This is a genomic window from Streptomyces sp. Inha503, assembly GCF_047215865.1.
GTDB lineage: Bacteria > Actinomycetota > Actinomycetes > Streptomycetales > Streptomycetaceae > Streptomyces > Streptomyces lycopersici.
The window spans coordinates 5,770,843-5,784,310 of the sequence record NZ_CP178360.1 but is presented as its reverse complement, the minus strand read 5'-3'; the positions used below and the strand labels follow the sequence as shown (position 1 = coordinate 5,784,310).

The following is a 13,468-nucleotide window of genomic DNA, read 5'->3' as shown; positions in this document are numbered from 1 at the left end:
GACCCGACGACGGGAGCGACGCGTGTCCGAGACGGAGGCTCTGCTCGGCGACCTGCGGGCGGAGGGGGACGAGCTGGACGGACTGGTGGCCGGGCTCGGGGGCGCGGAGTGGCGGATGGCGACGCCCGCGCCCGGGTGGACCATCGCCCACCAGATCGCCCATCTCGCATGGACCGACGAGCGGGCCGTACAAGCCGCCGAGGACGCCCAGGGGTTCGCGGACGAGGTGCGCCGGGCGTGGGCCGCGCCGGACGCGTTCGTGGACGAGGGCGCCGAGCGCGGCGCGGCCGAGCCGCCCGAGGTGCTGCTGGGCCACTGGCGCGAGGGGCGGGAGCGGTTGCTCCGGACGCTGGCCGCGCAGCCGCCGCGCGCCCGGCTGCCCTGGTACGGGCCGCCCATGAGCGTGATGTCCATGGCGACCGCTCGGATCATGGAGACCTGGGCGCACGGCCAGGACGTCGCCGACGCCCTGGGTGTGCACCGGGCCCCCACCGCCCGGCTGCGCCATGTGGCCCGGATCGGCGTCCGGGCGCGGGGCTACGCGTACGCGGAGCGGGGGATGGAGCCGCCGGCCGAGGAGTTCCGGGTCGAACTCACGGCTCCGGACGGTGAGGTGTGGGCGTACGGGCCGGAGGGCGCCGCTCAGCGGGTCACCGGGCCCGCGCTGGACTTCTGTCTGCTGGTGACCCAGCGGGCCCACCGCGACGATCTGGCCGTACGCGCCGAAGGGCCGGACGCGGACCGCTGGCTGGACATCGCCCAGGCGTTCGCGGGGCCGCCCGGGAAGGGGCGCGGTCCGGGGCAGCGGACGGAACACTTGGTGGATACGGAGCACGTGGTGGATGGCGACGCCGGGGGCGGCCTCGCGAGCCCCGCCCCGCAGCGCGGCGCCTCCGCAGACCCCGCCCCGCAGCGCGGCGCATCCGCACGCCCCGCCCCGCAGCGCGGCGTTCCCGGACACCGCCCCGGAGGCGCCTCGTGATACCTCCGCCCCGACTCGGCGGTGCCCCGTGCTCCCTTCCCCGGGCCCAGGGGCGCCCGTGACCCCTCCTCCCCGCCCCGGAGGCGCCCCGTGACCCCTCCGCCCCGCCCCCTCCGTATCGGCAACGCCTCCGGCTTCTACGGCGACCGCTTCGACGCGTTGCGCGAGATGCTCACCGGTGGGCCCCTGGACGTGCTGACCGGTGACTACCTCGCCGAGTTGACCATGCTCATCCTGGGCCGGGACCGCGCCAAGGACCCCGCGCGGGGCTATGCCACGACCTTTCTGCGCCAGCTCGAGGACACCCTGGGGCTCGCCATGGAGCGCGGCGTACGGCTCGTCACCAACGCGGGCGGGCTCAACCCGGCCGGGCTGGCGGACGCGATCCGCGAGCTCGCCGAGCGGCTCGGGATCGGCTGCCGGGTGGCCCATGTCGAGGGCGACGACCTCCTCGGCACCCGCGACTGGGGGCCCGGCGTGGTCACCGCCAACGCGTATCTCGGCGGGGCCGGGATCACGGCCTGTCTGCGCGGTGGCGCGGATGTGGTGGTCACCGGGCGGGTGACGGACGCCGCGCTGGTGACGGGCCCGGCCGCCGCGCACTTCGGATGGGCCGCCGACGACTGGGACGCGCTCGCGGGAGCCGTGGTCGCCGGGCACATCCTGGAGTGCGGTACCCAGGCGACCGGCGGCAACTACTCCTTCTTCGTCGAGCACGACGTCCGCCGCCCCGGCTTCCCCCTCGCCGAGCTCCACCCCGACGGCTCCAGCGTGATCACCAAGCATCCGCACACCGGCGGCGCCGTCACGGTCGGGACCGTCACCGCCCAGCTCGTCTACGAGACGGCGGGCGCCCGCTATCCGGGCCCGGATGTCACCGCCCGGCTGGACTCGGTGCGGCTGGCCCAGGACGGCCCGGACCGGGTGCGCGTCCACGGCGTACGGGGCGAGGCGCCGCCCCGCACCCTCAAGACCGGGCTGACCCGGCTCGGCGGCCACCGCAACGAGGTGGTGTTCGTGCTCACCGGCCTGGACATCGAGGCCAAGGCGGCGCTCGTACGGGACCAGATGGAGGGGGCGATGAGCAAACGCCGCCCCGCCGAGGTCCGCTGGACCCTCTCCCGCACCGACCACCCCGACGCGGCCGTACAGGAGGAGGCGAGCGCGCTGCTGCGGCTGGTGGTGCGCGACCGGGACCCGGCGGCGGTGGGGCGGGTCATCAGTGGCGCGGCCGTGGAACTGGCCCTGGCCAGCTACCCCGGCTTCCATGTCACCGCCCCGCCCGGAAAGGGCTCCCCTTACGGCGTCTTCGAGGCCGTGGAGACCCCGGCCGACGCCGTGCCGCACACCGCCGTACTGCCGGACGGCTCCCGGCTGCCCATTCCCCCGGCACCCGCCCCACCCACCACGTCCGCCTCGCCCACCACGCCCGCCGCCGGAGGCCCGGTGGACGAGCTTCCGCTGCCGCCCCCGCTGCCGCCGGGCCCGACCCGCCGCGCCCCGCTCGGCGCGGTCGCCGGGGCCCGCAGCGGCGACAAGGGCGGCAGCGCCAACATCGGCGTCTGGGCGCGCGGCGAGGACGCCTGGCGCTGGCTGGCCCACACCCTCACCGTCGACCGGCTGCGGGAGTTGCTTCCGGAGACGGCCGAACTGAACGTCACCCGCCATCCGCTGCCCCGGCTGCGGGCCCTGAACTTCGTCGTGGACGGCCTGCTCGGCGAGGGCGTCGCCGCGCAGGCCCGCTTCGACCCCCAGGCCAAGGCCGTCGGCGAATGGCTGCGCTCCCGCCATCTGGACATACCGGAGGTACTGCTTTGACTCCCCGTTCCGGCTCCCGGGCCACGGCCGTTGGCGATCTCCGGGCCATGGCCGTTGGCGATGGCTCGCCCTCTCGTCGCCTGGACATACCGGAGGTATCGCTGTGACCGTGCTCGCGTCCGCGCTCGACCCCGCAGGCGCCGATCACACGGCCCATCGGGAGGCGATGCTCGCCAAGCTCGCCGAGTTGGAGGGGGAGCACGCCAAGGCGCTCGCCGGGGGCGGTGAGAAATACGTCCAGCGCCATCGCAAGCGCGGCAAGCTGCTGGTCCGCGAGCGGATCGAGATGCTGCTGGACCCGGACACCCCCTTCCTGGAGCTGTCGCCGCTGGCCGGCTGGGGCAGCGAGTATCCGGTGGGGGCCTCGATCGTCACCGGTATCGGGGTGATCTCCGGTGTGGAGTGCCTGATCAGCGCCAACGACCCAACCGTACGCGGCGGGGCCAGCAACCCCTGGACGCTCAAGAAGGCGCTGCGCGCCCATGAGATCGCCCGCGCCAACAGGCTGCCGCTGGTCAACCTCGTCGAGTCCGGTGGCGCCGATCTCCCGTCCCAGAAGGAGATCTTCATCCCCGGTGGGGCGATGTTCCGGGATCTCACCCGGCTGTCCGCCGAAGGGATCCCCACGATCGCGGTGGTCTTCGGCAACTCCACCGCCGGAGGCGCGTACATCCCCGGGATGTCCGACCACGTGATCATGGTCAAGGAGCGCTCCAAGGTCTTCCTGGGCGGCCCGCCGCTGGTGAAGATGGCCACCGGCGAGGAGAGCGACGACGAGTCGCTGGGCGGCGCCGAGATGCACGCCCGCACCTCCGGGCTCGCCGACTACTTCGCCACCGACGAGCCGGACGCGCTGCGCCAGGCCCGCCGGGTGGTCGCGCGCCTCAACTGGCGCAAGGCGCACCCCGATCCGGGGCCCGCCGAACCGCCGAAGTACGACGCCGAGGAGCTGCTCGGCATCGTTCCGAGCGATCTGAAGGTCCCCTTCGATCCGCGCGAGGTGATCGCCCGGATCGTCGACGGCTCGGACTTCGACGAGTTCAAGCCGCTGTACGGGCGCAGCCTGGCCACCGGCTGGGCCGCGCTGCACGGCTATCCGGTCGGGGTCCTGGCCAACGCCCAGGGGGTGCTGTTCAGCGAGGAGTCGCAGAAGGCCGCGCAGTTCATCCAGCTCGCCAACCAGCGCGACATACCGCTGCTCTTCCTGCACAACACCACCGGCTACATGGTCGGCCGCGACTACGAACAGGGCGGGATCATCAAGCACGGCGCCATGATGATCAACGCCGTCTCCAACTCCCGCGTCCCGCATCTGTCCGTGCTCATCGGCGCCTCATACGGCGCCGGTCACTACGGGATGTGCGGCCGAGCGTACGACCCCCGCTTCCTCTTCGCCTGGCCCAGCGCCAAGTCAGCCGTGATGGGCCCGCAGCAGCTCGCCGGGGTGATGTCGATCGTCGCCCGGCAGTCCGCCGCCGCGAAGGGCCAGCCGTACGACGAGGAGGCCGATGGCGCGCTGCGCGCCATGGTGGAGCAGCAGATCGAGTCCCAGTCGCTGCCGCTCTTCCTCTCCGGGCGGCTCTACGACGACGGCGTCATCGACCCGCGCGACACCCGCACCGTACTCGGCCTGTGTCTGTCCGCCCTGCACACCGCGCCGGTCGAGGGCGCGCGCGGTGGCTTCGGCGTCTTCCGGATGTGAGTGAGGAACCCGTGATCCGTTCCCTCCTGGTCGCCAACCGCGCCGAGATAGCGCGTCGAATCGTCCGCACCTGCCGTGACCTCGGTATCGCCACCGTCGCGGTGCACTCCGACGCGGACGCCGACGCGCCCCACGCGCGGGAGGCCGACGCCGCCGTAAGGCTGTCGGGCGACGCCCCGGCCGACACCTATCTGCGTGGCGACCTCCTGGTGAAGGCCGCCCAGGCCGCCGGGGCCGACGCCGTCCACCCCGGCTATGGCTTCCTCTCGGAGCACGCCGACTTCGCGCGCGCCGTAAGGGCCGCGGGGCTGGTGTGGGTGGGGCCGCCACCCGAGGCGATGGAGGCCATGGCCTCCAAGACCCGGGCCAAGGAGATCATGCGCAAGGCGGGTGTGCCGCTGCTCGATCCGCTCGACCCGGCCGAGGTCGCCGCCGGCGATCTGCCCGTGCTGGTCAAGGCGGCGGCGGGCGGCGGCGGCCGGGGCATGCGGGTGGTGCGCGAGCTGGCCGCGCTCCCCGCCGAACTCGACTCCGCCCGCGCCGAGGCGGCCTCCGCCTTCGGCGACGGCGAGATCTTCGTTGAGCCCTATATGGAGGGCGCCCGCCATGTCGAGGTCCAGGTGCTCGCCGACACCCACGGCACCGTATGGACCCTCGGCACCCGCGACTGCTCCCTCCAGCGCCGCCACCAGAAGGTCATCGAGGAGGCCCCGGCCCCCGGTCTTGACGCGGAACTGCGGCGCGCCCTGGCCGAGTCGGCGGCGAACGCGGCGCGTGCGATCGGCTACGAGGGCGCGGGCACGGTGGAGTTCCTGGTCTCGTCCTCGGGGCGGGCGTACTTCCTGGAGATGAACACCCGCCTCCAGGTCGAGCACCCGGTCACCGAGGAGATCCACGGTCTCGACCTGGTGGCGCTCCAGTTGCGGATCGCGGAGGGGGAGCGGCTTGACGCCGAGCCTCCGGCGGCCCGGGGGCACGCCGTCGAGGCGCGGCTGTACGCCGAGGACCCGGCGCGCGACTGGCGGCCGCAGACGGGGATCCTGCACCGGCTGGAGATCCCCGGGCTGCGGGTGGACTCCGGACCGGACGGCGGGGACGCGATCGGCGTCCACTACGACCCGATGCTGGCCAAGGTCATCGCCGTTGCCCCCACCCGGGCCGAGGCGGTGCGGCGGCTGGCCCACGGGCTGGAGCGGGCCCGGATCCACGGCCCGGTGACCAACCGGGAACTGCTCGTACGGGCACTGCGCCACCCGGAGTTCGAGGCGGGCCGTATGGACACCGGGTTCCTCGAACGCCATCTGTCCGAGCTGACCGCTGAAACCTCCCAGAACGATGAGGCGGCTCCGCTCGCCGCCCTCGCCGCCGCCCTCGCCGACGCGGCGCGGCGCCCGGCGACCGTGGCGGGGCGGCTGGGCGGCTGGCGCAATGTGCCCTCCCAGCCGCAGCTGAGGAGCTACCGCGCCGAACCGGACGGCACCGAGCACGAGGTGCGCTACCGCCTCACCCGTGACGGGCTGCTCGCGGAGGGCTTCTCCGACGTCCGGCTGCTGACCGCCGAGCCGGGGCGGGATGTTGCCCCGGGGCGGGACGCGGATCCGGCGCGGGTGGTCCTTGTCGTGGCCGGGGTCCGGCGGACGTTCGAGGTGACGGCCTATGGGGACCGCCGCTATGTCGACACGCCCCGGGGCTGCCATGTGTTCACCGCGCTGCCCCGCTTCCCCGACCCCACCGCCCGCGCCGAGCCCGGCTCGCTGCTGGCGCCCATGCCGGGCACGGTGGTCCGGGTCGCCGAGGTGGCGGTGGGGGACCGGGTGGAGGCCGGACAGCCCCTGCTGTGGCTGGAGGCCATGAAGATGGAGCACCGCGTGACCGCGCCCGCCGCCGGGGTGCTCACCGCCCTGCACGCCGCCCCCGGCCGCCAGGTCGAGGTCGGAGCCCTGCTCGCCGTCGTGGCGGCCGGGGAGTGACCCGGCCCCGCGCACCGTACGGGCTGCACAGTCTGTATGAGCCGCGCAGCTCGCGCAGTCCGTACGGGCCGCACAACTCGCACATCCTGTACCGCCCGCACACCCCGTACCGCCCCTACGGGCCGCGCGGGACCGTAACGGCCCGTGGCGCGACGCGTCACAGCCGGACCGCGCAACGCACCGCAAGGGGCCCGTACAGCACAGCGCACATGGCCCGCACAACGCACGTACGTGGGAGGAGCCGTCCATGACCAGCCCGCACACGCCCGTGGACACCCCGGAGCGCGTGGCGCTCCGCGCCGCGGTGTCGTCCTTCGCCAAGGGGCACGCCCCGGGCGGCCCCCAGGAGGGCGACGGGGCCGCCGAACTGTGGACCGAGGCAGGCAAGCTGGGCTATCTCGGCGTCAACCTCCCCGAGGAGTACGGCGGAGGGGGCGGCGGCATCACCGAGCTGTCCATCGTCCTGGAGGAGCTGGGCGCGGCGGGCTGCCCGCTGCTCATGCTCGTCGTCTCGCCCGCCATCTGCGGCACCGTCATCGCCCGGTTCGGCACCGCCGGGCAGAAGGAGCGCTGGCTGCCCGGTCTGGCCGACGGCAGCATCACCATGGCCTTCGGCATCACCGAGCCCGACGCCGGATCCAACTCGCACCGCATCACCACCACCGCCCGCCGGGACGAGGGCGGCGGCTGGATACTCAACGGCCGTAAGGTCTTCATCACCGGTGTGGACAACGCCGACGCGGTCCTTGTCGTCGGCCGTACGGAGGACGCCAGGACCGGGAAGCTCAAGCCCTGTCTGTTCATCGTCCCGCGCGAGACCCACGGCTTCTCCCACCACCACATCCCCATGGAGCTGGCCGCCGCCGAGAAGCAGTTCGAGCTGGTGCTGGACGACGTGGCGCTGCCCGCCGACGCGCTGGTGGGCGACGAGGACGCCGGGCTGCTCCAGCTGTTCGCGGGGCTCAATCCGGAGCGCATCATGACGGCGGCGTTCGCGCTGGGCATGGGCCGCTACGCGCTCGACAAGGCCGTGGACTACGCCCGTACCCGCCAGGTGTGGAAGGAGCCCATAGGCGCCCACCAGGCGATCGCCCACCCCCTCGCCCAGGCCCATATCGAGCTGGAGCTGGCCCGGCTGATGATGGCGAAGGCGGCGTACCTGTACGACGAGGGCGATGACGCGGGCGCGGGCGAGGCCGCCAACATGGCCAAGTACGCGGCCGGGGAGGCCGCGGTGAAGGCGGTGGACCAGGCCGTGCACACCCTCGGCGGCAACGGCCTGACCGCCGAGTACGGGCTGGCGCGGCTGATCACGGCCGCCCGGGTGGCCCGGATCGCCCCCGTCAGCCGGGAGATGATCCTCAACTACGTCTCGCACCAGACCCTGGGCCTGCCCAAGTCGTACTGAGCGGGCCCAGGTCGTACTTGGCGGGCGCCCGGACTCGCTGAGTCGGCACCGGGCCCGCCGAAGTCGTAGGGAGCTCGCGGGTAGGGCAGAACGGACAGGTAGGTCCATCAGAGCTGAGGGGAGCGGCCATGGTGCTGCGCAGCGAGTATCCCGATGTACCGCCCGTCGATCTGCCCATCCACGACGCCGTACTGGCCCGCGCGGCCGAGGAGTTCGGCGATCTGACCGCGCTGGTGGACGGCGTGACCGGGGCGGCGCTGAGCTATGCCGCGCTGGACCGCGCCGCGCGCCGGATCGGGGCCGCGCTGGCCGAGGCGGGGGTGCGCAAGGGCGATGTGGTGGGCCTGCACAGCCCCAACTCGATCATGTATCCACCGGCGTTCTACGGCGCCACCCGCACCGGGGCCGCGGTCACCACGGTGCATCCGCTGGCCACGCCGGAGGAGTTCGCCAAGCAGCTCCGGGACGCGGCCGCGTCGTGGATCGTCACCGTCTCGGCGCTGCTGGGCGTGGCCCGGCAGGCGGCCGAACGGGCGGGCGGGATACGGGAGATCTTCGTATGCGACGAGGCGAGCGGCCATCGCTCGCTGCGCTCCATGCTGAGCAGCACCGCGCCGGAACCGGTGGTGGAGATCGACCCGGCCGAGGACATCGCCGTACTGCCGTACTCCTCCGGCACCACCGGCACCCCCAAGGGCGTGATGCTCACCCACCGCAACGTGTCCACCAACCTCGCGCAGGTGGAGACGCTGGTGCCCAACCAGCCGGGGGAGCGGGTGCTGGCCGTCCTGCCGTTCTTCCACAGCTACGGCCTTACGGCGCTCATGAACGCACCGCTCCGCAACGGCGGCACGGTGATCGTGCTGCCCCGCTTCGAACTCGACACCTTCCTCGCGGCGATCGAGAAGCACCGCGCCCAGGCGCTCTATGTGGCCCCGCCGATCGTGCTCGCGCTCGCCAAGCACCCGGCGGTGGACGGCCATGACCTGTCGTCGGTGCGGTATGTGCTGAGCGCGGCGGCCCCGTTGGACGCCCGGCTCGCGGAGGCGTGCGCCCAGCGGCTCGGCGTGCCACCGCTGCTTCAGGCGTTCGGGATGACCGAGCTGTCCCCGGGCTCCCATCTGGTGCCGCGCGACGCGAAGAACGCCCCGCCCGGGACCGTGGGGAAGCTGCTCCCGAGCACCGAGATGCGCATCGTCGACCCGGACAGCGGTGCCGACCTGGCCGTGGGCGAGGACGGCGAGATCGTCATCCGCGGACCGCAGGTGATGAAGGGCTACCTGGGCCGCCCCGAGGACACCGACGCGATGATCGACGCCGAGGGCTGGCTGCACACCGGCGACGTCGGACATGTGGACGCGGACGGCTGGCTGTATGTGGTGGACCGGGTGAAGGAGCTGATCAAGTATAAGGGGTATCAGGTCGCCCCGGCCGACCTGGAGGCCGTGCTGCTCGCCCATGAGGCCGTCGTCGACGCCGCCGTGATCGGGGTGACGGACGGGGCGGGCAATGAGATCCCCAAGGCGTACGTGGTGCCCAGGCCCGGGACCCGGATCTCGGAGGACGACCTGGTCGCGTACGTTGCCGGACAGGTGGCCCCGTACAAGAAGGTGCGCCGCGTGGAGTTCACGGACGCCGTGCCGCGCTCGGCCACCGGCAAGATCCTCAGGCGTGAACTGCGCGCCAGGGAAAGGAGCACGACCGCCCCATGACCGACGGCCCCACGGCCGGCCCCACGGCCGGCCGCCCGCTGACCGACGGCCTTACGGCCGACGGCTCCACGACCGACGGCCTTACGGCCGACGCGCGAAAGCCGCTCGTACGGGCCGCTTCCGCGCGCGGGATCATCACCCTCACCCTGGACTCGCCGCGCAACCGCAACGCCCTCTCCTCGCGCCTGGTCGCCGAGTTGCGCGAGGCGCTGGCGGCGGCCGGGCGGGACGACCGGGTGCGGGCGGTGCTGCTCACCCACACCGGCACGACCTTCTGCGCGGGCGCGGACCTGAGCGAACCGCCCTCGGCGTCCGGGGCGTCCGGTCTTGTGGATCTGTTGCGGTCGATCGTGGAGCTGCCCAAGCCGGTGGTCGCCCGCGTCACCGGGCACGTACGGGCCGGTGGGCTCGGGCTGCTCGGGGCCTGCGACATCTCGGCGGCCGGGCGCGGCGCCAGCTTCGCCTTCACCGAGGCCCGGCTCGGCCTCGCCCCGGCCGTCATCTCGATGCCGCTGCTGCCCCGGCTGGACCGGCGCGCGGCGGCCCGCTACTACCTCACGGGCGAGCGGTTCGACGCAGCCGAGGCGGCCCGGATCGGGCTGGTGACGCTCGCGGACCCGGAGGGGGACGCGGACGAGGCGCTGGCGCCCGTCCTCGACGGGCTGCGCCGGGGCTCCCCGCAGGGCCTGGCCGAGTCCAAGCGGCTGGTGACCGCCGATGTGCTGCGCGCCTTCGACCGGGACGGCGAGGCGCTCGCCGCGCTGTCGGCCCGCCTCTTCGCCTCCGAGGAGGCGCGTGAGGGCATGACGTCGTTCCTGGAGCGGCGCGACCCGGCGTGGATGCGGCAGACGGCGGCCGACGCGGGGGCGGCGGTGGATGCGGGGGCGGTACCGGCCGCGGGGGCGGGGGCGGATACGGGGCCGATACCGGCCTCGGGGGACACGGGTGCCTCGGGGAACACGGGGGCCACGGGCTCCGTCGGGGTGTCCCGATGACCCCCCGTACGGCATCGCGCGACCCCAAGCAGGACCGCAGCCGCGCCACCCGCAGGCGGCTGCTGGAGGCCGCCGTGGCTTGCCTCGCCGAGCGCGGCTGGGCCGGATCCACGGTCGCGGTGGTCGCCGAGCGGGCCGGGGTGTCGCGCGGCGCGGCCCAGCACCACTTCCCGACCCGCGAGGACCTCTTCACGGCCGCCGTCGAACATGTCGCCGAGGAGCGCTCGGCGGAGCTGCGCGCCCTCCCCGCACCGCACGGGGAGGGCCGTGTCCCCGCGGTGGTCGAGGCGCTGGTCACCCTCTACACCGGCCCGCTCTTCCGGGCCGCGCTCCAGCTGTGGGTGGCGGCCTCGTACGAGGAGCAGCTGGGAGCCCGGGTGACCGCCCTGGAGGCGAAGATCGGCCGGGAGACGCATCGGATGGCGGTGGAACTGCTGGGCGCCGACGAGTCGGTGCCGGGCGTCCGGGAGGCCGTCCAGGGCCTGCTCGACATGGGGCGGGGGCTCGGCCTGGCCAATCTGCTGACGGACGACGGCCACCGCCGGGAGCGGGTGGTGGCCCAGTGGTCGCGGATCCTGGAGGGGATCCTGACCCCGAGGGACCCGGACGGCCACCCGGTTGGCGATCACCTTGCCCACGACCGCCCGGCCCCAGCCGCCTCGTGACCTACCGCGAGGCGGTGTCCCCGTAGCCGTCGACCTCGTGCGGGCTGCGCGCGCCGGGGCCGACATACCGGGCCGACGGCCGCACCAGACGGCCGGTCCGCTTCTGCTCCAGGATGTGCGCGCTCCAGCCCGCCGTACGGGCGCAGGTGAACATCGAGGTGAACATGGGCGCCGGGACCTCGGCGAAGTCCAGCACGATGGCCGCCCAGAACTCCACGTTCGTCGCCAGCACCCGGTCCGGCCTGCGGCTGTGCAGCTCGTCCAGGGCGGCCCGCTCCAGCGCCTCGGCGACCTCGAAGCGCGGTGCGCCCAGCTCCTTGGCGGTGCGCCGCAGCACCCGCGCCCGCGGGTCCTCGGCGCGGTAGACCCGGTGGCCGAAGCCCATCAGCCGCTCGCCCCGGTCCAGGGCCTGCTTGACGTAGCGGGTGGCGTCCCCGGTGCGCTCGATCTCCTCGATCATGCCGAGCACCCGGGAGGGCGCGCCGCCGTGCAGCGGCCCCGACATGGCGCCCACCGCGCCGGAGAGCGCGGCGGCCACGTCGGCGCCGGTGGAGGCGATGACGCGGGCGGTGAAGGTGGAGGCGTTCATGCCGTGCTCGGCCGCCGAGGTCCAGTACGCGTCGACGGCGGCCACATGCTTGGGGTCCGGCTCACCGCGCCAGCGCCGCATGAAGCGCTCCACGATGGTTCCGGCCTTGTCGATCTCCCGCTGCGGCACCATCGGCTTCGCCTGGCCACGGGCCGACTGGGCCACGTAGGACAGGGCCATCACGGCCGCGCGCGCCAGGTCCTCACGGGCCTGCTCCTCGTCGATGTCCAGCAGCGGTTTGAGGCCCCAGACGGGCGCGAGCATGGCCAGCGCGGACTGCACATCGACCCGGACGTCCCCGGAGTGGACCGGGATGGGAAACGGCTCGGCGGCCGGCAGCCCCGGGTTGAAGGCGCCGTCGACCAGCAGACCCCAGACGTTCCCGAAGGAGACATGGCCCACCAGATCCTCGATGTCCACGCCTCGGTAGCGGAGCGCGCCGCCTTCCTTGTCGGGTTCGGCGATCTCCGTCTCGAACGCGACGACTCCTTCGAGTCCGGGTACGAAGTCGGACATCAGGCGGCTCCTCATTGCGGGACGGCGGTCTGCGACGAACGGTGCCGGAACGGTTACGCGGCCGCCTGACACGGCTCGCGGTCCGTACCGGTCACTCCGTGATGTGCCCCGTGCGGGTGTTGGTCACCCAACCGCGGCGGGGAGTGACCTCCGGGACACGGGGGGTGGTGCCTGTCCAGGCGCCGAACGGGCGGCGCGTGGTCCGCTCAGTCTGCTGCGTGCCCTGCCCATGGGGAAGCGTGAGAAGTGGCACATCCCCTCCGGAACGCGGGAGGGTTACGGGGTGCGGGGACGGGGGAGGGAAAGCGCTCTTCCGGGGCCGCCCGTCCGACGGACCGATGATGTTGCAAGATATGCCCGTGCCTCACGTTGACTCGGAGCCCTCGGCTTCCTCCGCGCGTACGTACGACCCGGCCGCCATGCGCGAGCACTACCGCGCGGCCGGCTTCGACGAGGCGGACCTGGTGGGTGATCCGTTCCGGCAGTTCACCCGGTGGTTCGAGGACGCCGTCGGCAGCGGGCTCTTCGAGCCGAACGCCATGGTCGTCTCGACGGCCGACGCGCAGGGCCGCCCCAGCTCCCGCACGGTCCTGATGAAGAGCTTCGACGAGCGCGGCTTCGTCTTCTACACCAACTACGGCTCCCGCAAGGGCCGTGAGCTGGGCGAGAACCCGCATGTCGCGCTGCTCTTCCCCTGGCACCCCATCGCCCGGCAGGTGATCGTGATGGGCACCGCGCGGCGCACCGGCCGTGACGAGACGGCGGCGTACTTCCGCACCCGGCCGCACGGCTCGCAGCTGGGGGCGTGGGCGAGCTCGCAGTCCACGGTGGTGGGCTCGCGGGAGGAGCTGGACCGCTCGTACGAGGAACTGGCGGACCGCTATCCGCCGGGCGAGCAGGTGCCGGTGCCGCCGGAGTGGGGCGGGTTCCGGGTGGTGCCCGAGGCGGTGGAGTTCTGGCAGGGCCGGGAGAACCGGCTGCACGACCGGCTGCGGTATGTCCGGCTGCCCGAGGAGGAGGGCGGCGGCTGGCGGGTGGAGCGGCTGTACCCGTAGAACGCGCCCGAGAACGCCCCTAGAACGCGCCCGAGAACGCCCCCGGAACGCAGACA

Annotated in this window: 10 protein-coding genes; 9 read left to right on the top strand and 1 reads right to left on the bottom strand. The window is 73.6% G+C overall.

Features of this window, described 5'->3' with window-relative positions; translation table 11 throughout:
- The first annotated feature begins 22 nt into the window (after positions 1-22).
- From ACJX2R_RS23760 to ACJX2R_RS23725, 8 genes are all read left to right on the top strand, one after another.
- The gene (locus tag ACJX2R_RS23760; RefSeq protein ID WP_413101779.1) at positions 23-982 is read left to right on the top strand and encodes a TIGR03084 family metal-binding protein; all 960 of its coding nucleotides are present in this window, start codon (positions 23-25) and stop codon (positions 980-982) included.
- Positions 983-1,072: 90 nt separating this feature from the next.
- Positions 1,073-2,800 carry an acyclic terpene utilization AtuA family protein gene (locus ACJX2R_RS23755; protein WP_413101778.1) on the top strand — a complete coding sequence of 576 codons (1,728 nt, stop codon included), beginning with the start codon at positions 1,073-1,075 and terminating at the stop codon, positions 2,798-2,800.
- A gap of 103 nt (positions 2,801-2,903) precedes the next feature.
- The gene (locus tag ACJX2R_RS23750) at positions 2,904-4,502 is read left to right on the top strand and encodes an acyl-CoA carboxylase subunit beta (protein WP_413101777.1); all 1,599 of its coding nucleotides are present in this window, start codon (positions 2,904-2,906) and stop codon (positions 4,500-4,502) included.
- An 11-nt stretch (positions 4,503-4,513) separates the two neighbouring features.
- On the top strand, positions 4,514-6,472 hold the full coding sequence (locus tag ACJX2R_RS23745) for a biotin carboxylase N-terminal domain-containing protein (RefSeq protein ID WP_413101776.1): 1,959 nt from the start codon (positions 4,514-4,516) through the stop codon (positions 6,470-6,472).
- 247 nt (positions 6,473-6,719) lie between these two features.
- Positions 6,720-7,880, top strand: coding sequence for an acyl-CoA dehydrogenase family protein (locus ACJX2R_RS23740; protein ID WP_262699172.1), 1,161 nt, complete (start codon positions 6,720-6,722; stop codon positions 7,878-7,880).
- Between the two features lie 128 nt (positions 7,881-8,008).
- Positions 8,009-9,592, top strand: coding sequence for a 4-coumarate--CoA ligase family protein (locus ACJX2R_RS23735; RefSeq protein WP_413101775.1), 1,584 nt, complete (start codon positions 8,009-8,011; stop codon positions 9,590-9,592).
- On the top strand, positions 9,589-10,587 hold the full coding sequence (locus ACJX2R_RS23730) for an enoyl-CoA hydratase family protein (RefSeq protein WP_413101774.1): 999 nt from the start codon (positions 9,589-9,591) through the stop codon (positions 10,585-10,587). Before ACJX2R_RS23735 ends, ACJX2R_RS23730 begins: the two co-directional genes overlap by 4 nt.
- Positions 10,584-11,252, top strand: coding sequence for a TetR/AcrR family transcriptional regulator (locus ACJX2R_RS23725; protein WP_262699170.1), 669 nt, complete (start codon positions 10,584-10,586; stop codon positions 11,250-11,252). The genes ACJX2R_RS23730 and ACJX2R_RS23725 overlap by 4 nt, the downstream gene beginning before the upstream one ends.
- 1 nt (position 11,253) lies before the next feature.
- Here ACJX2R_RS23725 and ACJX2R_RS23720 read toward each other — a convergent pair whose 3' ends face one another.
- Positions 11,254-12,357 carry a citrate synthase 2 gene (locus ACJX2R_RS23720; protein ID WP_262699169.1) on the bottom strand — a complete coding sequence of 368 codons (1,104 nt, stop codon included), beginning with the start codon at positions 12,355-12,357 and terminating at the stop codon, positions 11,254-11,256.
- A 353-nt stretch (positions 12,358-12,710) separates the two neighbouring features.
- On the opposite strand from ACJX2R_RS23720, the gene pdxH reads away from it, so the two are divergent.
- Entirely contained in the window at positions 12,711-13,412 is a 702-nt protein-coding gene (gene pdxH, locus ACJX2R_RS23715; RefSeq protein ID WP_413101773.1) for a pyridoxamine 5'-phosphate oxidase, read from the top strand.
- Positions 13,413-13,468: the final 56 nt, after the last annotated feature.

Coding starts and splice junctions, on each gene's coding strand:
- ACJX2R_RS23730 (WP_413101774.1), top strand. CDS start 9,589: ATGACCGACGGCCCCACGGCCGGCCCCACGGCCGGCCGCCCGCTGACC.
- ACJX2R_RS23740 (WP_262699172.1), top strand. CDS start 6,720: ATGACCAGCCCGCACACGCCCGTGGACACCCCGGAGCGCGTGGCGCTC.
- ACJX2R_RS23725 (WP_262699170.1), top strand. CDS start 10,584: ATGACCCCCCGTACGGCATCGCGCGACCCCAAGCAGGACCGCAGCCGC.
- ACJX2R_RS23735 (WP_413101775.1), top strand. CDS start 8,009: ATGGTGCTGCGCAGCGAGTATCCCGATGTACCGCCCGTCGATCTGCCC.
- ACJX2R_RS23720 (WP_262699169.1), bottom strand. CDS start 12,357: ATGTCCGACTTCGTACCCGGACTCGAAGGAGTCGTCGCGTTCGAGACG.
- pdxH (WP_413101773.1), top strand. CDS start 12,711: ATGCCCGTGCCTCACGTTGACTCGGAGCCCTCGGCTTCCTCCGCGCGT.